The sequence below is a fragment of the Blastococcus sp. SYSU D00695 genome (genome assembly GCF_054050555.1).
In genome coordinates this window covers 82,871-108,848 of sequence record NZ_JBJGZP010000005.1, presented here as the reverse complement: position 1 = coordinate 108,848, position 25,978 = coordinate 82,871, and the positions used below count along the sequence as shown (strand labels likewise).

The window sequence follows — 25,978 nt, the reverse complement described above, 5'->3', positions numbered from 1 at the left end:
AGCGGAGGGACGCCCGGTGGACGTCGAGGAGTCCGGTGCGGGCGCGGTGGAGGAGCCGGCCCGGAGCGGGGGCCGGCGCGCCCGGGCGCTCCGCGTGCTGCGGGCCCTCCCGGCGTTCCTGGCGCGGCTGGTGCTGCGCGTGGGCATGGGGATCGCCGGCGCGGCCGCGGTGCTGCAGCTGCTGCCCTACCGCGCCACGGTCCAGGACGTCCCGCTCACCGTCCGCGGCAACCTGTTCGCCCAGCCCGGGCTGACGGCCGAGACCACGCTCGGCAGCTGGGAGTTCCCCTACGTCACGGGCCTGCCCGTCGGGGTCACCGTCACCCCGCGCGACGTGGACCTCCTCCAGCTGGTGGGCGCGACCGGCGGGGACCGTGCCGCGACGGTCGAGCGGCTGCGCGCCGACGTCACCGAGCTGGCACCGCGGATCGCCACCTGGCTCGCCGCCGAGGCCGTGCTGGGGATGCTGCTGGGGGTGGCCCTCGCGGCGGCGATCGGGATGGCGGTGCGCTACCTGCGCGGGGCCGCGCGCCGGCCGCACGAGGCGCGCTCGACGCTGGTGCAGCTCGGCGGCGCGCTGGGCGTCGCCGTGCTCGTCGCCGGCTACGGGTGGGCGACCTACGACCCGGACTGGGCGCGGCAGTCCCGGCTCACCGGCACCCTGGCCGCCGCCCAGCTGTTCCCCGACCAGCTGTCGCGGTACTACGAGCAGAACAACAAGGTGTTCGACGTGCTGGGCTCGGTGCTGGGGATCCAGGCCGCGCTGCAGGACGAGATCGACGAGGACGCCCCCGAGACGGCGCTGCGGATCATGTACGTCTCCGACATGCACCTGGCGGCGAACTACCCGCTGGTGCAGTTCTACGCGTCCAGCTACGACGTCGACCTCATCGTCAACACCGGCGACGAGTCGCTGTTCGGCACCACGATCGAGCTCACCGACAGCTACGTCGCGGCGGTCACCGCCGTGGCGGCGCAGACGCCGATGCTGTGGCTGGCGGGCAACCACGACTCGCCCTCCACCGAGGCGACGATGCGGACCGTCCCCGGGGTCACCGTGCTGGGCAGCAAGCAGGCGACGGCGGACGGCTACCGGGTGCGCGCCGGCTACGTGGAGGCGTTCGGGCTGACCGTCGCCGGGCTGCCCGACCCGCGGGTGTACGGCGGGCCGGGGGCCTACGGCGCCGACGACCCGGCGGTCACCGACCCGCTGCAGCGGGGCGCGGTGGAGGAGGCGCTGGCCGACGTCGTCGAGTCCGACCCCGACCTGACCTTCGACGTCTTCGCCGCGCACGAGCCGATCCAGGCCGAGGCGCTGCGCGAGCTCCTGCCGGGCCGGATCCGCCAGACCAACGCCGGGCACACGCACCGGCAGAACGACCCGGACGAGATCCAGCAGGACGGGCAGATCGACCTGGTGGAGGGCTCGACCGGCGCCGGCGGGCTGACCGAGCTGGGCCCGGGCTCGGAGCGGCCGCCCATCGCCTTCTCGATCGAGTCGGTGGCCCCGAACTGCCAGTTCACCCGCGTCGTGCGCTTCCAGATCGACTCCTCCCGCACCGGGGTGGCGACGTCGGGGACGGGCACGCCGCAGGCCTTCGGCGACGACGTCACGGCGACCACCCGCTACTTCACGCCGCAGGACGTCGAGACCGGCCGCACCTGCGGCCCGGACCTCGGGATCAGCGCCGAGCGGCCCCTGTGACCGGGGGCGGCGGCGTCACAGCGCGGCCTCGGCCGGTGGGCGCAGCGCCGGGCCGGCCAGGGCGTACGCCGCGACCCCGCTGACGGCCAGGACCGCCGCGACCAGCGCCGCCGGGGTGCTCCCCGGTGGCTGCCCCTGCCAGGTGAGCGCCTCGCCGAGCGCGGACCCGCCCAGCGGGTGCACCACCGCGGCGAGCGTCCAGCCCAGCGGCAGGAACCAGGCCCGCGCCGCGCCGAGCAGGACCGCCGCGAGCGCGGTGAGCCCGACCAGGCCGGCCGCGTCGCGCAGCACCAGGCCGGCCGGCCCGAGCCCGCTGCCGGTGAGCAGGGTGGCCGCGGGCAGCCCGGCGACGACGGCGAGACCCGCCAGCAGGTGGGCCACCCGGCGGGGCGCCCATGCCAGCGCCGCGGTCCGCTCCAGCGTGTCGTCGGGACCCCCGAGCGTGCCGGCCAGGATCGTGGTCAGCAGCAGCACGGTCAGGACGACGGCGACCGGGCCCGCGGGCTCGCCGGTCGCCACGACCGGGAGCAGCCACATCACCGTGGTGCCGGCGACCGCGGCGGCCAGCGCCACCGGCACGCGGCGGCACCGCAGGTACCGCACCGGTCCCCGGTTCACGGGGTCAGCAGCCCGGTGACGTCGCGGCAGGCCAGCGCCTGCTCGCGCACCGCCCGCACCCGGGCCAGCGCCTCGTCCCGGGGCAGCTCCCGCAGGGCCGTCCACAGGGCGAGCACGCGCTCGTGGTCGCCGCCGTCCTCCCGCACCAGCGGGTCGCGCACGGGCTCCTGGCCGGCCAGCCACCACGCCGCCGCGCTCGTGGTCACGACGTCGACCCCGTCGGGGCAGGACCCCCGGTTCTGCAGGACCCGCTCCAGGGTCGTCGCCACGAAGGTGTCCGCGTGCGCCAGGCCGCCGCGGGCGCCGACCCCGACGGTGAACAGCGCCGTCCCGGCGGGGTCGGGCCGGGGCCGGTACGCCGCGTCGGACACGACCGCCGTGTCCTCCCGCGCGTCGACCGGGGGCCCGGGCAGGTCGGCGAGCAGGGCCAGCGCCTCCCGCGCCCGGGGCGTCACCTCGGGCAGCAGGCCGGCGTGCGCCCGGGCGACGCACACCCGGGGGGCGTCGCCGGAGCAGACGAGCTCCCGCGCGACCGGGTCGATCGCGCCGGGCAGGTCCCCGCCGGCGGGTGCCAGCACCACCGCCACGGCTCCCGCGACCGCCAGCGGCAGGAGCGCGGCCGCCCGCGCCCGCCGGCTGCGCGCCGCGTGCAGCAGGAACGCCGCGGCGGCGACCGCGGCCAGCCACCCGGCCTGGGCCGCGCTCAACCGGCCGGGCACGGTGTCGAAGTCGCTGAACACGCTCATGCCCGCCATCGGCGAGAGCACCGAGCCGTACCAGTCGTGCCCGAGCAGCAGCGGCACGCCCATCAGCCAGCCCAGGCCCGCGACGGCGAGCACCGGCCCGGCGGCGTTCGCCGTCCACAGCCGGCCCACCGCGAGGCCCAGCCAGGCGGCCGCGACCACCGCGAGCGCCCCCACGGCCGCGACCGCGAACGCCGCGGCCGGCACGTACCCGGTGCTGCCGGCGGTCCAGGGGGCGGTGACGGCCAGGACCACCAGGTAGCCGGCCGCGACCGCCGCCCCGAGCGCGCCCAGCACCGGCAGCACCTGCTGCCGGGGCGGGCGGGGCGTGCTGCCGAGCAGCTCACCCAGGCCCGTCCGGGTCTCCCGGCGCCCCTGCCAGGCCCCGGCCGCCAGGGCCAGCGGGATCATCAGCACCAGGTACTCCCGCTGCGTCATGACCAGCGGCATCCAGCCCCCCGACCAGCGTCCCGGCGCCGCGTGCAGCAGCACCGCCCCGGCCAGCAGGACCACCAGCCCGGCGCCGAGGGCGGCCGAGCGGCGCAGCTCGGTGCGCAGCACGCGGGTCACCGGGCACCGCCCGCGCGGTGCCGGCGCAGCAGGGCGGAGTAGCCGCGCTCGGCCGGGCTGTCCCCGGCGTGCCCGTCGCCGCCGGCGGCGGCCAGCGAGTCCGTGCTGCCGGTGTGCACCACCCGGCCCCCGTCGAGCAGGACGACGTCGTCGCAGGCGGCGACCACGTCCTCGACCAGGTGCGTGGAGACCAGCACGCAGCTGTCGGTCCCCAGGTCGCGCAGCAGCTCGCGGAAGTCCAGGCGCTGCTCGGGGTCCAGGCCCACGGTGGGCTCGTCGAGCAGCAGCAGCTGCGGGTCGTTGACGATCGCCTGGGCGATGCCGGCCCGCCGCAGCATGCCGCCCGACAGGGTCTTCAGCCGCGCGTCCGCCCGGGCGGTCAGCCCGACCCGGTCGATGGCCCGCTGCGCGGCGTCGGGCACCGCGGCGCGGGGCACCTCCTTGAGCCAGGCCATGTACTCGACGAACTCGCGCACGGTGAACCGGGGGTAGAAGCCGAACTGCTGCGGCAGGTACCCCAGCGCGCGGCGGACGCCCCGCAGGTCGGCCCGGCCGTCGACGGCCGAGCCGAGCAGAGTCAGCCGGCCGCCCGCGGGGCGCACCACGGTGGCCAGCGCGCGCATGAGGGTGCTCTTGCCGGCCCCGTTCGGGCCGAGCAGCGCGTGCGCGCCGGGCGCCAGGGTCAGGTCGAGCCCGTCGACGGCCAGGGAGGAGCCGGCCCGCACCTGCAGTGCCTCGGCCTGCACGGCCCAGAACCAGGTGGTCGGGGCCGTCTCGGCGGAACTGATCTCGCGCATGGGCGGACCTCTCTCGGGAGAACTGGTCGGGGGAGGGGGTCAGGAACGGCTGGCGAGCCGGCGGAAGTCGTCCGCGCGGGCGAGGACGACCCCGGCCAGCGCGACCGCGGTCAGCGCCCACGGCAGGGCGGTGCCCGGGCTCAGCAGCGGCGGCAGGTCCCCGGCGACGAGGGCGGGCGCGACGACGGCCAGGGCCCAGAGCGCGCCGAGGGCGGCGGCGGCGCGGGGAACGCCGGTCAGCGTCCCCAGCGCGAGCGTGCCCGCGGTGAACGCCAGGCTCGGCAGGAGGAGCAGGGCCAGCGACGTGCCGCTGCCCGCGCCGAGCAGGGCGAGGACCGGGACGAGCACGGCCAGGACCGCGAGGGTGCGGCGCAGCAGCATCGTCAGGCCGGCGGCGGGGGTGCTGCAGACGAGCTCGCCGGCCGGGTCCAGGCGCCGGCTCCACGCGGCCGCGACGCCGGGCAGCGGGGCGAGCGGGGCGAGCAGCAGCACCAGCGAGGGCAGGCCCGACCACAGGCGGTCCAGGGCGGTCGCGCACAGCAGCACGGCGACGGTCGTGACGACGAACGGCAGGAACGCGGCGGCCGCCCAGTGGCGCCGGGGGGCGGTCCAGCGGCGGGCCCGCCGGGCGGGGAGCGGGCCGGCGGCGATCGCCCGGTCGAGGTCGGCGGCGACCCGGTCGAGCAGCCCGCGGGTCGGGTCGCCGGCGCCGGCGGCCAGCCGAGCCCGGCACGGGGCGCAGGTCTCCAGGTGCACCTCGACCGCCCATAGCGTGGCCTCGTCGAGGGGGCCGCCGTCCGTGTAGGCGGCGAGCACGCCGGCGTCGGGGTGGATGGTCATGACAGCGCCTCCCGCAGGGCGATCCGGGCCCGCCGCGCACGGGACCTGACGGTGTTCTCCGGCACGTCGAGCAGCACCGCGGTCTCCCGGGCGGTGAGCCCGTCGAGCACCATGGCGCGCAGCACCTGGCGCATCTCCGCGGGCAGGGCCAGCAGCGCCCGCTCGAGCCGGGCGTCGACCTCGCCGGCCAGCGCCTCGTCCTCGGCGGCCGGCGCGGTCGCCTCGGCCGCCGCGGCGGTGGGCAGCCGGTCCTGGCGGGCGCGCCGCCGGAAGCCGTCCACCAGCCGGTTGGCCGCGATGGTCCAGATCCAGCCGACGGCGCTGCCCGAGGTCACCGTCCCGGCGAAGCTGCCCGCCGCCCGCCACACCGCCAGGTAGGTCTCCTGCAGCACGTCGGCGACGACGTCCTCGTCGGCGCACCGGCGGCGCAGGCGGACGGCCAGCCACGGGGACGTGCGGCGGTACAGCTCGTCGAAGGCACGACGGTCGCCGTCGGCGGTGCGGCGGACCAGCTCCGCCTCGTCCACGCCGTCCCAGTCCCGTCGCACACCAGGCAAGACGACGCCCACCACCGATCCCGTGCACCCGCGACCGTGACTCCGGTCACGTCGCGCCGGCTCCGGGGCGCCGCCCCTCACGTCCCCGCTCCCGGCCCGCGGAGCGTAGGTGTCGGCGACGGGAGGCCGGGGTCTCGGGTAGACACGGGGCACCACCGGAAACGAGCCGAGGAGTGTCCGTGCGCGCTGTCCAGATCCAGACCCTCGACGGCCCCGAGGCGCTGCGCGCCGTGGAGGTCGAGGAGCCGGCGACCGGAGGGGACCAGGTCGTGGTGGACGTGCACGCGGCCGGCGTGACCTTCCCCGAGGTGCTGCAGAGCCGCGGCCAGTACCAGATCAAGCCGGAGCTGCCGTTCGTCCCGGGCTCGGAGGTGGCCGGCGTCGTCCGCTACGCGCCCGACGGCGCCGCCGTCCGCGCCGGCGACCGGGTGGCGGTGTTCTGCGGGACCGGCGGCCTCGCCGAGGCGGTCGCGGCCGACCCGCGGATGGTGTTCCCGCTGCCGGACAACCTGTCGTTCGCGCAGGGCGCGGCGCTGCCCATGAACTACCTGACCGTGCACTTCGCGCTCACCCGCCGCGGCGAGCTGCGCGAGGGGCAGACCGTCCTGGTGCACGGCGCGGCCGGCGGCGTGGGGACGGCGGCGGTGCAGCTGGCCGCCGCCCGCGGCGCGCGGGTGATCGCGGTGACCTCGTCGGAGGAGAAGGCGGACACCGCCCGGGCCGCCGGCGCCGCGGACGTCGTCCTGGCCGACGGGTTCCGCGACCGGGTGAAGGAGCTGACCGGCGGCCGCGGGGTGGACCTCGTCGTCGACCCGGTCGGCGGGGACCGGTTCACCGACTCGCTGCGCAGCCTCGCCGTCGAGGGGAGGCTGCTGGTCATCGGGTTCACCGGCGGGGAGATCCCCACGGTCCGGGTGAACCGGCTGCTGCTGAACAACATCTCGGTGGTCGGGGTCGGCTGGGGCGCGTTCTGGAGCCGCCTGGGCCTGGAGTACCTGCAGGAGCAGTGGGCCGACCTGCTGCCGCTGCTGCGCGAGGGCCGGCTGGACCCGGTGCTCGGCGCGCAGTACCCGCTCGCCGAGGCGACGCAGGCGCTGCTGGAGCTCGACGAGCGCCGGGCGCAGGGCAAGGTCCTGCTCACCGTCCGCTGAGCCGGTCCCCTCGGCGGCGGCCGTCCGGCGGCCGGTGGTGTGCGGGCGGGGCGCGTTCTCGCGACCGGGACGCGCCGCCGCCGCACATCACTGCGGCCCTCCGGGGCCGGCCGCGCCCGTGCCGGCCCCGGTGGCGGGCACGGGCCGCCGGCGGGACGGGCGCGGCGCGCGCGGTGGGGAGGCGCCGGGCCGGCCGGCGCGGCATGATCGCGCGATGACCGCCGACCGCCCGGGGCGCTGATGGGGATCGTGCCCGAGCCCGACCCGTCGGTGGTGCCGGTGTTCTTCCTGTCCGACAGCACCGGGATCAGCGCCGAGACGATGGGCAACGCCCTGCTGATCCAGTTCCCCGACGTGCACTTCGAGCGGATCACGATCCCGTTCATCTCCACGGTCGAGCAGGCGCGCGAGGTCGTGGCGCAGCTGGACGAGGCGATGGACGGGCCGGTGGCGCCGCTGGTGTTCTCCACGGCCGCGGTGGACGACGTCCGCGAGGAGCTGCTGCGCACCCGGGCCCCGATCGTGGACTTCTTCGGCCTGCACATGCAGCGGGTGGAGGAGCAGCTGGGCGCGCGCGGCCTGCACGAGGCGCGCCGCCTGCACGGGGTCGGCGACGTGCGCCGCTACAACGACCGGATGGCCGCGGTCGAGTTCGCGATCGAGCACGACGACGGCCTGGGCACCCGCGGCCTGGACCGGGCCGACGTCGTCCTGCTCGCGCCCTCACGCTGCGGCAAGACGCCGACGGCGATGTACCTGGCGCTGCAGCACGGCCTGTTCGTGGCCAACTACCCGCTGGTCGACGAGGACCTGGAGACGACGGACCTGCCCGCGCCGGTGGCCGGCCTGCGGGAGAAGTGCTTCGGGCTGACGACGACGGTCGCGCGGCTGAGCCGGGTGCGGCAGGAGCGACGTCCGGACTCGCGGTACGCCTCCGAGGAGCAGTGCCGCTTCGAGCTGCGCCGGGCGGCCGCCATGTACGCCGCGCACGACCTGCCCACGGTGGACACCTCGGCCGCCTCGGTCGAGGAGATCGCGACCGTGGTGATCCAGACCCTGGCCCGGCAGCGGCGCGGCCCGCGCGCCCGGTCCGGCCAGGACTCCCGCAGAGGAAGGACGACCCGCGCATGAGCAGCACGCAGTCCGCCGCCCAGGCCAGCCCGGTGGGGGAGGGCGACAACGTCCGCTGGTTCGCCGAGCTCGGGCTGGGCGACCTGGAGGTGGTCGGCGGCAAGAACGCGTCGCTGGGCGAGATGATCTCGAACCTGGCCGGTGCCGAGGTCAGCGTCCCCGACGGGTTCGCGACGACGGCGGCGGCCTACCAGCGGTTCCTGGGGGACACCGGGTTGGCCGCGCGGATCGCCGACCGGCTGCGTGCGCTGGACGTCGACGACGTGCGGGCGCTGGCGGCGGCCGGTGCCGAGATCCGCCGCGAGGTCGTGGAGCAGCCGTTCCCGCCGGCGCTGGAGGCCGACATCCGGGCGGCGTTCGAGCGGCTGGCCGGCGGGGACGCGGACGCGTCGTTCGCGGTGCGCTCCAGCGCGACGGCCGAGGACCTGCCGGACGCCTCGTTCGCCGGGCAGCAGGAGACATTCCTCAACGTGCGCGGCATCGACGCCGTCCTCACCGCGATCCGCGAGGTGTTCGCCTCGCTGTACAACGACCGGGCGATCGCCTACCGGGTGCACCACGGCTTCGACCACGAAGCGGTGTCGCTGTCGGCGGGCGTGCAGCGGATGGTCCGCTCGGACGTCGGCGCCTCCGGTGTCGTGTTCACGATGGACACCGAGTCCGGCTTCCGGGACGCCGTGTTCGTCACCGCCGCCTACGGCCTGGGCGAGGGCGTGGTGCAGGGCGCGGTCAACCCCGACGAGTTCTACGTCTACAAGCCGGCGCTGCGGGCCGGCCGCCCGGCGGTGCTCAAGCGCGGGGTGGGGGAGAAGGCCACCAAGATGGTCTACACCGAGCACGCGGAGGTCGGGCGGACGACGGAGTTCGTCGACGTCGACCCCGCCGACCGGCGCCGGCTGTCGCTGACCGACGACGAGGTCACCGAGCTGGCCCGGCAGGCGCTGCTCATCGAGGAGCACTACGGCCGCCCGATGGACATCGAGTGGGGCAAGGACGGGCTCACCGGGCAGATCTGCATCCTGCAGGCGCGCCCGGAGACGGTGCAGTCGCGCGCCGGGACCACGACCGCCCGCTACCGGCTCACCGGCAGTGGCGAGGTGCTGGTCGAGGGCCGGGCGATCGGGCAGAAGATCGGCGCCGGCGCGGTCCGGGTGCTGCGCGACGTCGAAGAGATGGGCGACTTCGTTGCCGGGGACGTGCTCGTCGCGGACATGACCGATCCCGACTGGGAACCGATCATGAAGCGGGCGTCGGCGATCGTCACCAACCGCGGCGGGCGCACCTGCCACGCGGCGATCATCGCCCGCGAGCTGGGCATCCCCGCCGTCGTCGGCACCGGGAACGCGACCCGGCTGCTGTCCGACGGCGACCCGGTCACCGTCTCCTGCGCGGAGGGCGACACCGGCCTGGTGTACGCCGGGGAGGTCGGCTTCGAGGTCGAGGAGACCGGCCTGGGGTCGATGCCGGAGATCCCGACCAAGATCATGATGAACGTGGGGACGCCGGACCAGGCGTTCGCGTTCTCCCGGCTCCCCAACGCCGGCGTCGGGCTGGCCCGGCTGGAGTTCATCATCAACCGGCAGATCGGCATCCACCCGCGGGCGCTGCTGGAGCTCGACACCCTGGACGCCCCGCTGCAGGCGCAGGTCCGGGAGCGGATCGCCGCCTATCCCTCGGCGCGGGACTTCTTCGTGCAGCGCGTCGCCGAGGGCGTGTCGATGATCGCCGCGGCCTTCGCTCCGGAGCCGGTGATCGTTCGGATGAGCGACTTCAAGTCCAACGAGTACGCCAACCTCCTCGGCGGCGACCTGTACGAGCCGCACGAGGAGAACCCGATGCTCGGCTACCGGGGCGCCTCCCGGTACCTGTCGGCCGACTTCGCCGACTGCTTCGCGATGGAGTGCGAGGCGCTGCGGTACGTCCGCGACGAGATGGGCCTGACCAACGTCAAGATCATGATCCCGTTCGTGCGGACCGTCGCCGAGATCGAGGGCGTCGTCGCGCTGCTCGCCGGGCACGGCCTGCGCCGCGGGGAGAACGACCTGTCGGTCGTGATGATGTGCGAGCTGCCGTCCAACGCGCTGCTGGCCGGGCAGTTCCTCGAGCACGTCGACGGGTTCTCCATCGGCTCCAACGACATGACCCAGCTGGTGTTGGGCCTGGACCGGGACTCCAGCCTGGTCGCGGGCGGGTTCGACGAGCGCGACCCCGCCGTCCTCGCCGTGCTGGAGATGGCCATCCGCGCCTGCCGCGAGCGGGGCAAGTACGTGGGGATCTGCGGTCAGGGCCCCAGCGACCACCCCGACCTCGCCGCGTGGCTGGTGGAGCAGGGCATCGAGACGATCTCGCTGAACCCCGACACCGTGGTCGACACCTGGCTGCACCTGGCCCGGTCGGGGACGGCGACCGGCTGAGCCGAGCGGCGGTCAGGCCTCCTCGGCCGCCGGCTTCCGGGCGCGGCTGGGCTGGACCCGCATCGGCTCGCCCGGCATCTTCGGGTAGTCCGGGGGATAGGGCATGTCCCCGAGCCCCTGGTCGGCGGCCTGGCGGTCGGCGAGCTCCAGCAGCGGCTCGATGCCGAACGCGTGGTCGGCCAGGCCGGCGTGCTTGTCGCCGACCGCGGCGAACCGCTCCGGCATCGTCAGCACGGTGAAGTCCGTCGGGTGCACGTCGGGCAGCTCGTCCCAGTCCAGCGGCGCCGACACCGGGGCGTGCGGCTTGGGCCGGATGGAGTACGCCGAGGCGATCGTGCGGTCCCGGGCCATCTGGTTGTAGTCGATGAAGATCTTCTCGCCGCGCTCTTCCTTCCACCACGACATCGTCACGCGGTCGGGGAGGCGCCGCTCCAGCTCGCGGCCGAAGGCGATGACCGCCCGGCGCACGTCGGTGAAGGTCCACCGCGGCTGGATCGGCACGTAGATGTGCACGCCGCGGCCGCCGGAGGTCTTCGGCCAGCCCTGCATCCCGAACTCCGCGAGCAGCTCCCGCACGTGCGGGGCCACCCAGACGGCGTCGGAGAAGTCGGTGCCCGGCTGCGGGTCCAGGTCGATGCGGATCTGGTTGGGCGACTCGACGTCGTCCTTGCCGACCGGCCACGGGTGGAAGGTCAGCGTCCCCAGGTTCGCGCACCAGGCGACGACCGCGACCGAGTCCGGCGCGATCTCGTCGGCGGTGCGGCCGCTGGGGAAGGTGATGTGCGCCGTCGGCACCCACTCGGGGGCGTTCTTGGGCACCCGCTTCTGGTAGAAGGCGTCACCCGAGTTGTCCATCCGCGTGGACAGCCGCGCGCCCTCGAACACCCCGCCGGGCCACCGCTCCAGCGTCGTCGGCCGGTCCCGCAGGGCGAACAGGATGCCCTCGCCGACGCTGACGAAGTAGTTCACGACGTCGATCTTGCGGATGCCCAGATCGGCGAAGTACGGCTTCTCCGGGCTGGAGACGCGCACCTCGTGCCCGTCGACCTGCAGGACCACGGCGTCCTTGCTGGAGGCCATCCACGCCCTCTCGTCGTTCGGCCCGGCAGGGCCGAGGTCAGCGAGCCGGCGTCAGGCCGGGCACACCAGCCCATCCTGGGGGACGGCGAGGTCGATCAGGTAGGCGTTGACCGCTGCTGTCACACAATCGGTCTTCGGGTAGGCCGTGTGGCCCTGCCCCTGCCAGGTGACCAGCACGCCCGCGGTGAGGTCCTCGGCCAGGTCGACGGCGCCCTGCACCGGCGTCACCGGGTCCCCGCTGGTGCCGAGGACGACGATCGGCGCGCTGCCCTCGGCGTCGCGCTCCGGCAGCGGCGTGCGCGGCGCGTCCCAGACCCCGCACAGGTACAGCGCGGCCGCGGAGTCGGCGCCGAACAGCGGGTAGCGGGCGTTCCAGTCCGCGGCCAACTGCGCGACCTGGTCGCGGCCGAACGTCTGGTCCTCGGGCTTGTCCGCGCAGTCGATCGCGAAGTTCGCGTCGAAGAGGTTGGCGTACGTGCCGTCGTCCAGGCGCTGGGAGTAGCTGTCGGCCAGCGACAGCAGCCCGGCGGAGTCCCCCTGGCTGGCGGCGCGCAGCCCCTGGGACAGCTGCGGCCACGAGCCCGGGTCGTACATCGCGGCGGTCACCGCGGTCATGACCAGCCCGGGCGTGGCCTGGCGCGTCTCACCCGGCTTGCTGCTGGCGATCGGGGCCGCCGCGGCCGCGCCGAGCAGGTCGTAGACGAACTGGCGCGGGTTGTCCCCGAGCGGGCAGCCCGACACCAGGCTGGTGCAGTTCGCGGCGAACGCGTCGAACCCGGCCTCCAGGCCGGCCGCGCCGGCCTCGGCGTCGGCCTGCGGGTCGGCGTCGGGGTCGACCGCGGCGTCGAGCACCATCGCCCGCACCTTCTCCGGGTACAGCTCCGCGTAGGTGGAGCCCAGCGTGGTGCCGTAGGAGTAGCCGAGGAACGTCAGCTGCTCGTCGCCGAGCGAGGCCCGCAGCCGGTCCATGTCCCGCGCGGTGTCGACGGTGTCGAACGCGCCCAGCGCGTCGCCGTACTCGTCGGCGCAGGCCGCCGCCACGTCGTCGTACAGATCGAGGACGGGGTCCAGCTGCTCGGCCGTGGCCGGCCGCGGCTCGTCGGAGAAGTACTGGTCCTTCTGCGCGTCGCCGAAGCAGTCGACGGGCGTGGTCAGGCCGACGCCGCGCGGGTCGAACCCGACGACGTCGAACCGGCGCAGCACGTCCTCGGGCAGCGTCTGCGACAGGCTGAGCGCGGCGTCGGCCCCGGACGCGCCCGGCCCACCCGGGTTGACCACGAGCGTGCCGATCCGGTCGGTCTGCTCGGGGAGGCGGGCGCGCAGCACGAACATCGGCAGCGTCTCGCTGTCGGGCTCCTCGTAGTTGATCGACACGTCGAGGTAGCCGCACTCGTAGCTCAGCGACCGCTGGCTGGGCACGCCCAGCGACGTGATGTCCCCGGTGCAGTCCCGCAGCTCGATCGGGTCGACGTCCTCGGCGGCCGCGGTCGGGGCGGCCGACGTCGACGACGACGCGGCGGTGCCGTCCGGTTCGTCGGAGTCGCCGGAGGTGCAACCGGTGAGGACCACCAGCAGGCCGGTCGCGGCGGCCAGCAGACCGCGGGAGGCGCGCATGATCACCGAGGGTAGCGGACGGACCTGTCCGGCCCCACCGCTCGCGGAGAGCCCGCCGGCTACCGGTCGACCGTCACGTCGGTGAACGGCAGCAGGTGCTCGACCCGCGGGAAGACGACGAACAGCAGCAGCGCGCTGACCGCCAGCACCAGCAGCAGGGCGCAGAACGCCTTGCCGCCGGTGCCGCCGGGCAGGTGCCGCCAGATCCACGAGTACACCGGCTCTGACCTCAGCCTTCCTGCAGTGCGGGCGGGCCGTCGGGGGCGTCGGCCCGCAGGACCGGGCCCCCCTCGAGGAAGGCGTGGACGATCAGCCGCTGCCGCGCCGAGTACTTCGGGTGGCAGGTCGTCAGGGTCAGGTAGGCCCCCGACGGCGGCGCCTCCGGCGGGGCCAGCGGAGTGGGGGAGATCACCGAGACGTCACTGGGCGTGACGATCTGCTGACCGGGCACCGGCCCGCCGGTGAAGTCCCCGGTCGCCGGGTCGCCCAGCACCCGGTACACGTACCAGGCGTCGGCGGTCTCCACGACGATCGGGTCGCCCGGGCGCAGCTGGTCCAGGTCGAGGAACGGCGAACCGCGGCCCACCCGGTGCCCGGCGACGGCGAAGTTCCCCTGCTCGCCCGGCAGCGCCGTCCCGACGTAGTGGCCGGGCCCCTCGGCCAGCTCGTCCTGGCCGGTGCCCTCGACCACCGCGCGGTTCCACCCCGCGCCCAGCCCCGGGATGTGCAGGAAGGCGAACGGCTCGCCGGCCTCCGGCGTGATCGGCGCGGGCGTGGCCGCCGATCCCCCGTCCCACTCGTCGCGCAGCTCGCCGCTGAGCTCCTCCTGCGCCTGGTCGGCGAGGAGGTCGGTGACGTACAGCTCGTAGACGACGAACAGCAGCAGGACGAAGCCGAGCGTCAGCAGCGCCTGCCCGACGCCGCGTACTCCGGTGCGGACCAGGTCACCTGCGCGGCTCACCCGGCCAGCACCTCCGCGAGGTCGTAGCGGACCGGGACGTCGAGCTGGTCGTAGGTGCAGCTGCGCGGCTCCCGGTCGGGCCGCCAGCGGAGGAACTGGCCGGTGTGCCGCAGCCGCCGTCCCTCCAGCTGGTCGTACTTGATCTCCACGACCAGCTCGGGCCGCAGCGGCACCCAGGACAGGTCCTTGCCGGCGTTCCAGCGGCTCTGCGCGCCCGGCATCCGGTGCTCGCCGTCGGTGCCGGTCTGCGCGTTGGCCCAGCTCTGCCACGGGTGTCCGTCCAGCGCCTCGGCCCGGTACGGGGCCAGTTCCTCGACCAGCTCCGCGCGGCGGGCCATCGGGAAGGAGGCCGCGACGCCGATGTGCTGCAGGTCGCCCTCGCCGTCGTAGAGCCCCAGCAGCAGCGACCCCACGATCGGCCCGCTCTTGTGCCAGCGGAAGCCGGCGACCACGCAGTCGGCGGTGCGGACGTGCTTGACCTTGGTCATCAGCCGCTGGTCGGGTCCGTAGGGCAGGTCGGGGGCCTTGGCGACGACGCCGTCCAGCCCGGCGCCCTCGAACTGCTCGAACCACCGCTGCGCCGTCGCCGGGTCCCGGGTGATCGCGGTCGTGTGCACCCGGTCGGTGGGCCGGACGGCCTCGGTCAGCCGCGCGCGGCGCTGCTCGAACGGCAGCTCCATCAGCGACTCGTCGCCGAGGGCCAGCAGGTCGAAGGCGACGAAGGTGGCCGGGGTCTGCTCGGCCAGCAGCGCGACCCGGCTGGCCGCCGGGTGGATCCGCTGGAGCAGGGCCTCGAAGTGCAGCCGGTCCCCGGCCGGGACGACGATCTCGCCGTCCACCACGCACCGCTCCGGCAGCGCCGCCTTCACCGCCTCCACGACCTCGGGGAAGTAGCGGGTGAGCGGGCGCTCGTTGCGGCTGCCGAGCTCCACCTCGTCGCCGTCGCGGAAGACGATGCAGCGGAAGCCGTCCCACTTGGGCTCGTAGAACAGGCCGTCCGCGGTGGGCAGCTTCGTGGCCGCCTTGGCCAGCATCGGCTTGACCGGCGGGAGCACGGGCAGGTCCATGCGGTCAGTCAAGCAGCCGGACCGCAGGCGGGGGCACGGGGACGCGCGGTCGCGCAGCGCCGACCAGAGCGGTCGCGGGCTCGTCGACGACCGGCGCCATCACCACGGTGCGGGCGTTGTCGGCGTCGACTTCTCCGACCGGGGCGGGCGAGTCCGGCTCGTCGTCGCCGGGGCGCTTGCCGGGGTGGACGGCGATGAGCCCGCAGACGAGGACGACGAGCACGCCGACGCCCTTGGGCGAGTGCAGGATCGCCGTGACCCGGCCGATCTGCGGCACCGAGAACCACAGCTCGCCCTGCACCGCGGAGGCGGGCACCGGGTCGACGTCGGGGTCCTCGTTGGCGTCGCCCTTCGTCGTGAACACCGGCGAGCCGGACGAGGTGTCGACGGCGATCACCCGGTGGGTGACCACCGCCGCGGGGTCCGAGGGGTGCCGGAAGGTGATGACGTCCCCGACCTCGACCGCTGCCGGGTCGGCCTCCCGGGTGAAGACCATGCCGCCGACCGGCAGGTCGGGCTGCATGCTGCCGGAGAGGACGGCGAGCGCCTGACCGCCGGTGACCGTCGGGTAGAGGGCCACCCCGAGCGCGGCGCCGGTGCTGGCCAGCAGGACGAGGCCGAGGGCCCATGCCACCACCAGCCGCAGGGCGCGGACCGCCGGGTTCGTCGCGCTCGCGGGGGCGGGGGAGGGCACGCTCCGAGTCTCGCGGGCGCGGGGGTGCGCGACATCATCGATTCTGACGATGTGGCCGCCCGCCGGCCGCGGGGAGCATCCTCCGCGTGCGCCGCACCCTGACCCGCTCCGCCGCCGTGGTGGCGGTCGGGCTCGGCGTGCTCGCGGGAGCCGGCTCCGCCGCGGCCGACGGCCCACTGCTGCCCGGGCAGACCCAGGTGCTGCCGATCGCGCTGACGCCGGGCGAGTGGGCCGAGGTGCCCGACCGGGTCACCGTGCAGGTGACCCGGCTCGTCCAGCTGGAGAACGGCTGCCTCGAGCCCGAGGACGCTGCGGGTGACCGGTCATGCGACGCGGAGCAGGGCGAACTGGCCGGGCAGTTGCAGGCGACGGTGACCCCCGGGGTGTCCCGGGACGACGCCTGCGAGGCGATCGGGCTGCCGCGCGATCTGGACCTCCTCGCATCCGGCCCGGTCGAGCTGGCGGTGTCCACCCCTGCCGACTGGGACCGGGTCACCTGCCTGCGCTTCGCGTTGACCTTCCGGGACCTGCCGGAGAACGACCGCGCCCAGTCCGACGAGGCCGTCGTCGACCTGCGCGTCGTCGCGCAGGACCTCCCGGGTCGGCCGGCCGGCGGCGGCGTTCCCGCGACCGTCGAGGTGCCCGTCGGCACCCCGGCCGGGTCCGCGCTGGGAGCCGGGGCGGCCGGCGGCCCGGCGGACGGCACCGCCGGCGCGCCGGCGGACGCGGGGCCGGCAGGCGGCGGGACCGGGGCCGGCCTCCCGGCCGCCGACGGTGCGGGCGCCGGGTCGGTCGCGCCGGCCGCCGACGGGCCGGAGGGCGAGGTCGTCGGCCGCTCGGACGCGTCGGTCACGGTCGGCGGGGAGGGCGTGGCGGTGCAGACCCGGGCCGCGGACACCTCGCTGTTGGGCGCGGCGCTCATCTGGAGCGGGGTCTTCCTCGCCGCCGTGGCCCTGTTCTGGTCGCTGTTCCTGCTGCTGCGCCGCCGTCGCCGGACGGAGCAGCCGGCGTGAGGCGGCAGACGCAGTGGGCGCTGGCCGGCGTCCTGGCCGGCACCGCGATGCTCGGCGTCACCGGCACCCTGGCCGGGTTCACCGACTCGGAGAGCGTGGACGCCTCGGCCGGCGCCGGCACGCTCGACCTGCAGGTCGAGACCGAGGCCCGGGCGGGGCAGCGGCTCCAGCTGCACGCGCAGCACGTGGAGGGCGGGCAGGTGACCGCCCGGCTGGTGGGGAGCTCCGCGGCGACGCTGTCCGTCTCCGTCGACGCGCCGTCCGGCCCGTGCCGGCTGCCGGACGTGGTGGTGAGCTTCTCGGTGCCCGGCCGGGCGATCCCCGTCGCGGAGGAGCTGTGCGACCTGGCGGCCGGGCCCGTCGAGCTGACCGGGCTGGACGCCGCCACCCCCAGCGTCGACGTCGTCGTCCGTGTCGCGGCCGGCTCGGCTCCCCGCCAGGGCGCCGTCAACTGGGACGGTGCCCTGCGGTTCGACCTCCGGCAGGGCGGCGGCGGGTTCAGCGACACGGCACTGGTCGACGTGCGCGTCCACGTCCCCAACGGCGTCGGGAACGACACCCGGGGTGGCGGTCCCCGGAACGGCTGAGCCGCTCAGCGGGCGGGGACTCCCGGCCGGTCGTCCAGCCAGCCCGCCTGGCGGGCCAGCGCGACGGCCTGCAGCTGCGAGGACACCTGCAGCTTGCTCAGGACGGCGCGGATCTGCGTCCGCACCGTGGCCTCGCTGACGTGTGCCGCCGCGGCGATGGCCGCCGCGGGCAGGCCGTCGGCCATGCACCGCAGGACCTCGTCCTCCCGCGGGGTGAGCGAGCGGAACGGCGCCAGCCGGGCGTCCGCCGCGCTGCGAGCCCGCCGCGCGGCGGCCAGCAGGTCCTGCCGGCGGCCCTCGTCGAGGACCCGCTCCCCGGCGTGCACGGCGCGGACCACGGCGACGAGGTCGTCGAGCGCGGTCTCCTTGGCCAGCACCGTGGCCGCCCCGCGCTCGACGGCGGTACCCCAGACGTCGTCCCCGACCTCGCCGGTGACGACGACGACCCGGCAGCCGGCCTGGGTGAGCGGGCCGACCAGGTCCAGGCCCTCGATCGGCTCGCCGTCCTCCCCGGTGCCCAGCCGCAGGTCGAGCAGCACGGTGGCGGGCGCCGAGGCCGCGCACGTGGCCCGGACGTCGGCGGCCGTGCGCGGCACGATCCGCTCGGCCGGGAGACCGGCGGCGGCGAGACCCAGCTGCAGGGCCTGGGCGAAGAGCGAGTGGTCGTCGACGAGCAGCACCGGAGCCGTCACCGGCGCACCCCCACCGGGGCCGGGGCCGCGTCGGCCGCCGCGCGGGGGCGGGGGACCGCGGCGGTGGGGACCGCCATCGCGGCCGTGCCCGTCGCCCGCGTGACCGGCAGGGTGAGCACGAAGCGGCAGCCACGCGCGGCGTCGGCGGCGACCAGGTCGCCGCCGTGCCGGCGGGCCAGGTCACGGGAGATGGCCAGGCCCAGACCCTCGCCTGGGCTCGCGGTGCCGCGCTCGCCGGCTTCGAAGGCCGCGGCCCGCCGGCCCGCCGGGAGGCCCGGCCCGTCGTCGGCGACGGTCACGGTGAGCTGCTCACCCACCTCGACGGTGAGTGTGCAGAGGGCACCGGGGGCGTGCACCAGGGCGTTGCCGAGCAGGTTGCCGACGACGACGGCCAGCGCGTCGCCGTCCAGGCCGACCGGTCCGGCTCCGGTCGGGGCCCAGCGGACGCGCAGCCCCCGCTCGCGGTGGCTGACGACCAGCGGGCGGACCAACCGGTCGAGGTCCACGTCGCTCAGCCGCGGGGTGCGGTCGGGCAGGCGGAGCAGGCGCTCGACCCGCTCGAGCTCGGCGGCCATCGACTCCTCGAGCTCGGCCCGTGCCGGTCCGGCGACGTGCCGGACCGCGGAGCCGGCCGCCCGCACCCCGGCGACGGCGGCGCGGGCGTCGTGCAGGCAGGCCCGCGCCTGCTGGAGGTGGCGCTCGTGCCCGGCGACCTGCTCCAGCAGCCCGGCGACGTAGCGCTCCTGCCCGGCGAGGGCGTCGGTCAGCCGGCGGACGGCGGAGAGGACGGCGACGACGGAGGCGGCCACGAACGCGAGGTCGTTCACCGTGCGGACCGCCAGCGTCGCGCCGGGCAGCGCGGCGGGCAACATCGCGAGCGCGGTCAGCCCGGACAGGATCAGCGCGATGGCGGCCAGCGCCCGCGCGGCCCGGCGGTGCCCGCTGCTGAGCTGGTCGCTGCGCCACGCGGCGACGGCCGTGGCCCCCCACAGCAGCGACATGCCCAGGCAGGCCGCGGCCAGGCCGGGGCGGGCGAGCGCGGGGACGAACGCGCCGAGGGCCATCAGCAGCGCCCCGCCGAGGGTGGCCGCCAGCAGCGTGAGCGTGACGGGGCGGCGGCGGGTCCCGGCGTCGGGGAAGGCCCGCAGGACCGCGGTGGCCGCGACGGCGCAGACGACCAGGCCGACCGTGTCGCCCACCGCCGTCCACCGGTGCTCGAGGAAGGCGTGGGTGATGGCGCTCGCCGGCCGGTGCAGGCCGACCAGCAGCAGCCCGACGCCGATCCGGGCCGTCGTGTCGTTGCCGGTGACCCGCCAGCGCAGCAGGAAGCCGCAGCCGGCGCCGAGGAAGCCGAGCGTCCCCAGGACGGCCATGACGGCGTGCCGCGCCTCGTGGTCGGCGAGCGCCACCAGGGCGATCGCGAGAGCGGCGACGGCGAGCCGGGCGTGGCCGACCCGCCCGGCGATGCTCCGCGACGGAGCCGGAGCGGTGGTGGTGCTGGGCATGCGCGGACCCCCCGTGGTCGTCGTTGGAGAGAAGACCACGAAGGAGTGACTCCACCGGAACCGCTGCGTCCCTGGAGGGGGGCCTGGGCCGAGCGGGACGGTTGTGACGAGCGAGACGGGTTGGCGCCGGATCAACAGATTCGACGATGCCCGGGGGGAGTGGCTCACCGGAGTCTCGACGTCGACGCCGGGGGCGCAGCGCCCGGTGAGAGACGTCCGTCGGTCGACGGGGACATCGACAGGGAGACCCACCGTGAAGAAGATCGCCATCGCCTCCGCCGCCATGGGCGGCGCCGCGCTCATCGCCTTCGGTGCCAGCGGCACCTTCGCCTCGTTCACCGACACGGAGAACCGCGCCGGCAACGCGGGCGCCGGCACCATGGACCTCACGCTCGGGGGGTCCGAGTCGGCCACCATCACCGGTCTCGGGCTCAACCCGGGCGACACGGCCACCTACGGCTACTGGGTGAACAACGCGGGCACGACCAACGCGACCCTGCTCGCCGACCTCACCATCCTCGGCGACGAGGACCGCAACTGTTCCGAGGCCGAGCGCGAGCCGATCCAGGGCGTCTACGCCGGGGACGCGACCTGCGACTGGGGCACCAACGGTGAGTTCTCCGCCACCGCGCAGGTCCAGTTCTTCGAGAACACCACCGCCACCGAGGCCACCTGCGCGACGCAGACCGGTGGGACCGCCATCGGCCCGGCGACGACGCTCAAGCAGTCCGCGGCCGCGAACGCCCAGGCCCTCGGCGCCGTCGGCAAGGACAGCGGGCGCTGCATCGTCCTCCGGGTCTCCCTGCCGGGCAACGCCACCAACGCCGTGATGGGCGACGTGACGACCTTCACGTTCACCGCGACCCTGAACCAGGCCCCCGTCGCCACTGGCTCGCGCAGCGTCGCCGGCAACGCGGGCGGCACCGTCAGCAACAACCCCACCCAGGCCCAGCTCCCCTGATCCACTCCGCCGAGGGCGGTCCGGGAACTCCCCGGGCCGCCCTCGCGGCGTCTGCGGCGCCTCCGCCTGGGTGATGTGCGCCCCGGGCGCGCTCCGGCCCCGCGAACGCGCCGTGGGTGCACATCACCGGGGGGGCGACTCGCCGTCCCGACCTCCCGAGGGTGAGCGCTTCCCGGGGCACAGCGGATCATGGACGGCCGGACCCCGCCGCGGGACCGAGCAGAGGAGGGTGCGTGCAGCCCACGCCGACCAGGATCGCCGACCGCTACGAGCTGCGGTCGCTGCTGGCGACCGGCGGGATGGGCCAGGTGTGGCGCGCGCACGACACCCTGCTCGGCCGCGACGTCGCGCTCAAGCTGCTGCGCGGCGAGTACACCGGCGACCCGGCCTTCCTGGCCCGGTTCCGCGCCGAGGCCCGGCACACCGCGTCGCTGGGCCACCCGAACATCGCGACCCTGTTCGACTACGGCGAGACCGCCGGCCCGCAGCACCTGGCCCACCTGGTCATGGAGCTGGTCGAGGGGGAGTCGCTGTCGCAGCTGCTGAGCCGGGAGGGCCGGCTCGCCCCGGCGCGCGCCGCCTCGGTGCTGCGCCAGACCGCCGCGGGGCTGGCCGCCGCCCACGCGGTCGGGGTGGTGCACCGCGACGTGAAGCCCGGCAACGTGCTGGTCGCCCGCGACGGCACGGTCAAGCTCACCGACTTCGGCATCGCGTCGTCGGCGGCCAGCATCCCGCTCACCGGCACCGGGCAGGTCATGGGGACCGCGCACTACCTCTCCCCGGAGCAGGCGCAGGGGGCGCCGGCGACGCCGGCCAGCGACGTCTACGCCCTGGGCCTGGTCGCCTACGAGATGCTCGCCGGCCGGCGGGCGTTCGAGGGCAGGGACTCCGTGCAGGTCGCGTCGCGGCAGATCGGCGAGCAGCCGGCGCCGCTGCCCGCCGACGTCCCCGCCGGCCTGCGCGCCCTCGTCGACCGGATGCTGGTCAAGGACCCGGCGCGGCGCCTCCCCGACGGCGCCGCCGTCCGCGACGCGGTGGGCGCCGTGCTCGCCGGGGGACTCCCGGACGCCGTCCCGCCCGCCGCGCCGGAGTCGGGCGCCACCGCCGTCCTGCCGGCGCGGGCCGTCCCGCCGCACGGCACCCGGGTGCTGCCGCTGCCCGTGCCGCCGGCGACCCCGCCGCCCGGCTCTCCCGCCCGTTCCCGCCGGCGCCTGGTCGCCGCGCTCGCGGCGCTGCTGCTGGTGGCGGCCGCCGTCGCGGCCGGGCTCGTGCTCGCCGGGCGCGGGGACGGCACCCCCGCCGACGCGCGGCCCACGGCGAGCGCGGAGCCGCCGGGCACCACGGTCCCGACCACCGCCGAGCCGGCACCGTCGCCGGAGGTCGTCGCGATCGACGCCGGGGACCTCGTGGGCCGGCCGGTGTCCGCGGTGCAGGCCGAGCTGGCGCGGCTGGGTCTCACGGTCCAGCTGCGCCCGGTCACCACCGCGGACGCGGCCGACGGCGAGGTGCTCGCGGTCTCCCCGGACGGCGAGCTGGAGGTCGGCTCCACCGTCACCGTGACGCACGCGGCCGCCCCGCCGGCGACCCCGACCCCGACCCCCGACGACGGCCAGGACGACGACGGCCAGGACGACGACGGCGGGAAGGGCGACCGGGACGGCGGTAACGGGCGCGGGCACGGCCACGGGCGCGGGCACCGCTGACGTCGGGCAGCGGGTGGCCGGGCACGGCGTGAGTGTGCAGGGATCCACGTCACGGCGCGCCGATGACGTGGATCCCTGCACACCCGCGCCCGGGGCTGCGCCGGCGGAGGGCCCCGCCGGCGGCCGGGTCAGTCGCGCAGGGCGTAGCGGGTGAAGAGGACGCCGTCCTCCTCGAGCACCTGCACCAGCCGCGGCCGCACCACCTCGGGCAGCGACGACGGCAGCAGCCGGGTCTGCCCGCCGACCAGCGCGGGCGCGATCGTCAGGTCCAGCTCGTCCACCACCCCGGCCGCGAGCGCCGCGGCGAACAGCGCCGGGCCGCCCTCGCACACCACCTGCGCCAGTCCGCGGTCGGCGAGCTCGTCCAGCGCCCGCGGTAGGTCGACCTCGTCCTCGCCGCACACCAGCACGGTCACCCCGGCGTCGGCCAGGGCGGCCCGGCGGGCGGGGTCCGAGGCCGCGCAGGTGACCAGGATCGTGGGGTCGGCGGCCAGCCGGTCACCCGGCGCCAGCGACGCCCGCCGCGAGACGACCGCGATCGGCGCGGTCGCCGGCCGGCCCAGCGCCGCGCGCAGCGTGCCGACGGCGGAGTCGGCGGCCACCGGCCGGTAGCCCTCCGCGGCCGCCGTCCCGGCGCCGACGAGGACGACGTCGGCGAGCGCCCGCAGCGTGCGGAACACCCGCCTGTCGCCCGGCGACCCGAGCCCGCCGCTGCGGCCCTCGACCGCGATCGCGCCGTCCAGCGAGCCCACGAAGTCCACCCGCACCGACCGCCCGGGCAGCCGGTAGGCGTCGGCGAGCGCGAGATCGTCCAGGTCGGCCGGGTCCGGCGCCGGCAGCAGGCGGCGCACGTCAGGCGGTGGTGACCACGGCCGCGCTCTCCGCGGGCAGCGTCACCGTCGGTCCGTCCAGGCCGGGCCGGTCCCCGGTGGCGAAGAGCACCCCGGTGGCGTCCCGGTCCAGGTCGATCTCGCGGGGCTCGCTTGCGAGGTTCGCCACGACGCGCAGCGCGCCCCGGTGCACGATCAGCCAGCGGTCCTCGTCGTCCCAGCTCACCTCGACCGCGGACAGGTCCGGGTCGACCAGGTCCGGGTGCGCGCGGCGCAGCGCCAGCAGCGCCCGGTGGACGGCGAGCAGGCGGGCGTGCGGCTCCCGCTCCAGCTCGGACCAGTCCAGCTTCGAGCGGGTGAAGGTCTCCGGGGCCTGCGGGTCGGGGACCTCCTCGGCGTCCCACCCGTGCGCGGCGAACTCGCCGATCCGCCCCTCCGCCGTCGCCCTGCCCAGCTCGGGCTCGGGGTGGCTGGTGAAGAACTGCCACGGCGTCGTCGCGCCCCACTCCTCGCCCATGAACAGCATCGGCGTGAACGGGCTGGTCAGCACCAGCGTCGCGCCGACGGCGAGCAGGCCGGGGGAGAGGGAGGCGGAGATCCGGTCGCCGACCGCGCGGTTGCCGATCTGGTCGTGGTCCTGCAGGTAGCCCAGGAACTTCCAGCCGGGCAGCGCGGCGGTGTCGACCGGCCGGCCGTGGTGCCGCCGGCGGAAGCTCGACCACGCGCCGTCGTGGAAGAAGGCGCCGGTCAGGGTCTTGGCCAGCCCGCCGAGCCCCGCCTCGGCGAAGTCGGCGTAGTAGCCCTGGGCCTCGCCGGTCAGCACGGCGTGCAGGCAGTGGTGGAAGTCGTCGCTCCACTGCGCGGTGAGCCCGAGGCCGCCGGCCACCCGCGGGGTGACCATCCGCGGGTCGTTGAGGTCGCTCTCGGCGATCAGCGTCAGCGGCCGGCCGACGGCGACCGACAGCCGGTCGACCTCCCGCGCCAGCTCCTCGAGCACGTGCGTGGCCCGCTCGTCGACCAGCGCGTGGACGGCGTCCAGCCGCAGCCCGTCGACGTGCATGTCGCGCAGCCACATCAGCGCGTTGTCGACGATGTAGCGGCGCACCTCGTCGGAGTCCGGCCCCGACAGGTTGATCGAGTCGCCCCAGGTGTTCGCGCCGCCCTCGCTGAAGATGGGCATGAACAGCGGCAGGTAGTTCCCCGACGGGCCGAGGTGGTTGTAGACGACGTCCTGGATCACGCCCAGCCCGCGCTGGTGGCAGGCGTCGACGAACCGCTGGTAGGCCGCCGGGCCGCCGTACTCCTCCTGGACCGTGTACCAGAGGACGCCGTCGTAGCCCCAGTTGTGCGTGCCGTTGAACCCGTTGACCGGCAGCAGCTCGACGAAGTCCACGCCCAGCTCCACGAGGTGGTCCAGCCGGCCGACGGCGGCGTCCAGCGTGCCCTCGGGGGTGAAGGTGCCGACGTGCATCTCGTAGACCACGCCGCCGGCCAGCGGGCGCCCGGTCCACGCCTGGTCGGCCCAGCCGTGCGCGGTCGGGTCGTGGCGCCGCGACGGCCCGTGCACGCCCTGCGGCTGCCGGCGCGAGCGGGGGTCGGGGCGCACCGCGTCGTCGTCGTCGAGCAGGAAGCCGTAGTCGGCCTCGGGGCCGGCCGCGACCTCGGCCCGCCACCAGCCGTCGTCGTCCCGCGCCATGTCGTGGACGGCGCCGTCGACCTGCACGCGGACCCGCGAGGGGACCGGCGCCCAGACGGCGAACTCGACGGGCTCGGGCATGCGGGGACCTCCGGGAACGGTGCGGGTGGGGTGGCTGCGGCCAGGACCGGTCATGCCCGCGTGCCCGGCGGCCAACCGTCGCCTCAGGCCAGCGTGACCGGGTCCCCGACCCGCACGGTGCCCGGGCCCGTGACGTCGGCGTAGACACCGGCGCAGGCCCAGGTGCCCATGCCGGGGATCTCGCGGCGGTGGTGGCGGGCCACGGTGCGCAGCGTGCCCCGGTCCTCGGGCAGACCGCCCTGGGCCAGCGTGGTCATCACGCAGCGCATCGTCAGCATGCTCACGCCCGCGCGGACGGCGTCGCCCAGCGCGAGGGTGCGGCCGACCCAGTCGTCCTCGGCGAACCCCGGCCCGGTGCCGGCGACGAGGGCGTTGGGGCGGTAGCGGAGGACGTCGAAGTCGCTGCCCCCGCCGAGCTCGGTGAGCTGCTCGAGCGTGGCCCGGGTGAGCAGGTGCAGCGGCGCGAGGTCGACGAAGGTGCCCGACGGGGCCATCATCCCGATCGGGAAGAGGCTGACCGGGTCCGCGCCCTCGAACGCGTGGGTGCTGCCCTCGATGACCTCGGCCGGGGCCAGGCCGTCGATGTCGGGCCAGTGCTCCTCGAACTGGCCGCCCTCGGGCACCTCGGCGGTGAGCCGCACCGGCTGGCCCACCACGTCCGACAGCACCGCGTCGGCCCGCCGGTCGTCGCTGCTGAGCTCGGTGCCGTCGGGGAGGGTGATCACCACGGTCGGCGTGGGGGCGCCCGGCTCCGGCTCGGCGGTGAACCGGGCCGACATCCCGAGCAGGGCACCCCACTTGCGGGGGTGCTTGGCGCTGGCGACCCGGCCGTCGGCGTCGACGAGCGCGAGCGCGCGGTCGCCGACGACGCCCCGGTCGGTCAGCCGCAGCCGGTCGACCTCCTCGCCGAGCAGCGACTTCACCGGGAACCGGTACAGGGCGTCGATGTGCACGCCGCATCAGACCAC

General features: G+C 76.0%; 24 protein-coding genes. 8 read left to right on the top strand and 16 right to left on the bottom strand.

Annotated features, from left to right (window positions below; translation table 11 throughout):
• The first annotated feature begins 16 nt into the window (after window positions 1–16).
• The gene (locus ACI781_RS05190) at window positions 17–1,705 is read left to right on the top strand and encodes a metallophosphoesterase family protein (protein ID WP_456565008.1); all 1,689 of its coding nucleotides are present in this window, start codon (window positions 17–19) and stop codon (window positions 1,703–1,705) included.
• Between the two features lie 15 nt (window positions 1,706–1,720).
• On the opposite strand, the gene ACI781_RS05185 is transcribed toward ACI781_RS05190, so the two are convergent.
• Genes ACI781_RS05185 through ACI781_RS05165 form a run of 5 tightly spaced genes read right to left on the bottom strand, consistent with a single transcriptional unit; the run spans window position 1,721 to window position 5,821 of the window.
• A complete protein-coding gene (locus ACI781_RS05185; protein ID WP_456565007.1) occupies window positions 1,721–2,323 on the bottom strand; it encodes a hypothetical protein in 603 nt (200 codons plus the stop codon).
• On the bottom strand, window positions 2,320–3,636 hold the full coding sequence (locus tag ACI781_RS05180; RefSeq protein ID WP_456565006.1) for a hypothetical protein: 1,317 nt from the start codon (window positions 3,634–3,636) through the stop codon (window positions 2,320–2,322). Before ACI781_RS05180 ends, ACI781_RS05185 begins: the two co-directional genes overlap by 4 nt.
• Window positions 3,633–4,433 carry an ATP-binding cassette domain-containing protein gene (locus ACI781_RS05175; protein ID WP_456565005.1) on the bottom strand — a complete coding sequence of 267 codons (801 nt, stop codon included), beginning with the start codon at window positions 4,431–4,433 and terminating at the stop codon, window positions 3,633–3,635. The genes ACI781_RS05180 and ACI781_RS05175 overlap by 4 nt, the downstream gene beginning before the upstream one ends.
• Window positions 4,434–4,472: 39 nt before the next feature.
• Entirely contained in the window at window positions 4,473–5,273 is an 801-nt protein-coding gene (locus tag ACI781_RS05170) for a zf-HC2 domain-containing protein (protein ID WP_456565004.1), read from the bottom strand.
• Window positions 5,270–5,821 carry an RNA polymerase sigma factor gene (locus tag ACI781_RS05165; protein WP_456565003.1) on the bottom strand — a complete coding sequence of 184 codons (552 nt, stop codon included), beginning with the start codon at window positions 5,819–5,821 and terminating at the stop codon, window positions 5,270–5,272. The genes ACI781_RS05170 and ACI781_RS05165 overlap by 4 nt, the downstream gene beginning before the upstream one ends.
• Window positions 5,822–6,009: 188 nt before the next feature.
• Between ACI781_RS05165 and ACI781_RS05160 the strand changes: the two genes are divergently transcribed.
• The 3 genes from ACI781_RS05160 (at window position 6,010) to ppsA (ending at window position 10,526) form a co-directional block, all read left to right on the top strand.
• A complete protein-coding gene (locus ACI781_RS05160) occupies window positions 6,010–6,981 on the top strand; it encodes an NADPH:quinone oxidoreductase family protein (RefSeq protein ID WP_456565002.1) in 972 nt (323 codons plus the stop codon).
• A gap of 249 nt (window positions 6,982–7,230) precedes the next feature.
• Window positions 7,231–8,112, top strand: a complete 882-nt coding sequence (locus ACI781_RS05155) for a pyruvate, water dikinase regulatory protein (protein ID WP_456565001.1) — start codon at window positions 7,231–7,233, stop codon at window positions 8,110–8,112.
• The gene (gene ppsA, locus ACI781_RS05150; RefSeq protein WP_456565000.1) at window positions 8,109–10,526 is read left to right on the top strand and encodes a phosphoenolpyruvate synthase; all 2,418 of its coding nucleotides are present in this window, start codon (window positions 8,109–8,111) and stop codon (window positions 10,524–10,526) included. Before ACI781_RS05155 ends, ppsA begins: the two co-directional genes overlap by 4 nt.
• 12 nt (window positions 10,527–10,538) lie before the next feature.
• On the opposite strand, the gene ACI781_RS05145 is transcribed toward ppsA, so the two are convergent.
• Genes ACI781_RS05145 through ACI781_RS05120 form a run of 6 tightly spaced genes read right to left on the bottom strand, consistent with a single transcriptional unit; the run spans window position 10,539 to window position 15,942 of the window.
• The gene (locus ACI781_RS05145) at window positions 10,539–11,606 is read right to left on the bottom strand and encodes a DNA polymerase domain-containing protein (RefSeq protein WP_456564999.1); all 1,068 of its coding nucleotides are present in this window, start codon (window positions 11,604–11,606) and stop codon (window positions 10,539–10,541) included.
• A 51-nt stretch (window positions 11,607–11,657) separates the two neighbouring features.
• On the bottom strand, window positions 11,658–13,220 hold the full coding sequence (locus ACI781_RS05140; protein ID WP_456564998.1) for an alpha/beta hydrolase: 1,563 nt from the start codon (window positions 13,218–13,220) through the stop codon (window positions 11,658–11,660).
• A 59-nt stretch (window positions 13,221–13,279) separates the two neighbouring features.
• A complete protein-coding gene (locus ACI781_RS05135; RefSeq protein ID WP_456564997.1) occupies window positions 13,280–13,438 on the bottom strand; it encodes a hypothetical protein in 159 nt (52 codons plus the stop codon).
• Between the two features lie 11 nt (window positions 13,439–13,449).
• On the bottom strand, window positions 13,450–14,181 hold the full coding sequence (locus ACI781_RS05130) for a class E sortase (protein WP_456564996.1): 732 nt from the start codon (window positions 14,179–14,181) through the stop codon (window positions 13,450–13,452).
• Complete coding sequence (locus tag ACI781_RS05125; RefSeq protein ID WP_456564995.1) at window positions 14,178–15,248, bottom strand: ATP-dependent DNA ligase; 1,071 nt, start codon at window positions 15,246–15,248, stop codon at window positions 14,178–14,180. Before ACI781_RS05125 ends, ACI781_RS05130 begins: the two co-directional genes overlap by 4 nt.
• A gap of 4 nt (window positions 15,249–15,252) precedes the next feature.
• Complete coding sequence (locus ACI781_RS05120; protein WP_456564994.1) at window positions 15,253–15,942, bottom strand: signal peptidase I; 690 nt, start codon at window positions 15,940–15,942, stop codon at window positions 15,253–15,255.
• Between the two features lie 86 nt (window positions 15,943–16,028).
• On the opposite strand from ACI781_RS05120, the gene ACI781_RS05115 reads away from it, so the two are divergent.
• Both ACI781_RS05115 and ACI781_RS05110 read left to right on the top strand, forming a co-directional pair.
• The gene (locus tag ACI781_RS05115; protein ID WP_456564993.1) at window positions 16,029–16,955 is read left to right on the top strand and encodes a hypothetical protein; all 927 of its coding nucleotides are present in this window, start codon (window positions 16,029–16,031) and stop codon (window positions 16,953–16,955) included.
• The gene (locus tag ACI781_RS05110; protein ID WP_456564992.1) at window positions 16,952–17,542 is read left to right on the top strand and encodes a hypothetical protein; all 591 of its coding nucleotides are present in this window, start codon (window positions 16,952–16,954) and stop codon (window positions 17,540–17,542) included. The genes ACI781_RS05115 and ACI781_RS05110 overlap by 4 nt, the downstream gene beginning before the upstream one ends.
• Before the next feature lie 5 nt (window positions 17,543–17,547).
• On the opposite strand, the gene ACI781_RS05105 is transcribed toward ACI781_RS05110, so the two are convergent.
• Window positions 17,548–18,234: a LuxR C-terminal-related transcriptional regulator gene (locus ACI781_RS05105; RefSeq protein WP_456564991.1), complete on the bottom strand. Its 687-nt coding sequence runs from the start codon at window positions 18,232–18,234 to the stop codon at window positions 17,548–17,550.
• The gene (locus ACI781_RS05100; protein ID WP_456564990.1) at window positions 18,231–19,739 is read right to left on the bottom strand and encodes a sensor histidine kinase; all 1,509 of its coding nucleotides are present in this window, start codon (window positions 19,737–19,739) and stop codon (window positions 18,231–18,233) included. The genes ACI781_RS05105 and ACI781_RS05100 overlap by 4 nt, the downstream gene beginning before the upstream one ends.
• 253 nt (window positions 19,740–19,992) lie before the next feature.
• Between ACI781_RS05100 and ACI781_RS05095 the strand changes: the two genes are divergently transcribed.
• Entirely contained in the window at window positions 19,993–20,700 is a 708-nt protein-coding gene (locus ACI781_RS05095) for a TasA family protein (RefSeq protein WP_456564989.1), read from the top strand.
• A 233-nt stretch (window positions 20,701–20,933) separates the two neighbouring features.
• Window positions 20,934–22,403 carry a serine/threonine protein kinase gene (locus tag ACI781_RS05090; protein ID WP_456564988.1) on the top strand — a complete coding sequence of 490 codons (1,470 nt, stop codon included), beginning with the start codon at window positions 20,934–20,936 and terminating at the stop codon, window positions 22,401–22,403.
• Window positions 22,404–22,531: 128 nt separating this feature from the next.
• On the opposite strand, the gene ACI781_RS05085 is transcribed toward ACI781_RS05090, so the two are convergent.
• The 3 genes from ACI781_RS05085 to ACI781_RS05075 form a co-directional block, all read right to left on the bottom strand.
• Entirely contained in the window at window positions 22,532–23,254 is a 723-nt protein-coding gene (locus ACI781_RS05085) for a dihydrofolate reductase family protein (RefSeq protein WP_456564987.1), read from the bottom strand.
• A 1-nt stretch (window position 23,255) separates the two neighbouring features.
• Window positions 23,256–25,010: a malto-oligosyltrehalose trehalohydrolase gene (gene treZ, locus ACI781_RS05080; RefSeq protein WP_456564986.1), complete on the bottom strand. Its 1,755-nt coding sequence runs from the start codon at window positions 25,008–25,010 to the stop codon at window positions 23,256–23,258.
• Between the two features lie 83 nt (window positions 25,011–25,093).
• The gene (locus tag ACI781_RS05075) at window positions 25,094–25,963 is read right to left on the bottom strand and encodes an MOSC domain-containing protein (RefSeq protein WP_456564985.1); all 870 of its coding nucleotides are present in this window, start codon (window positions 25,961–25,963) and stop codon (window positions 25,094–25,096) included.
• Window positions 25,964–25,978: the final 15 nt, after the last annotated feature.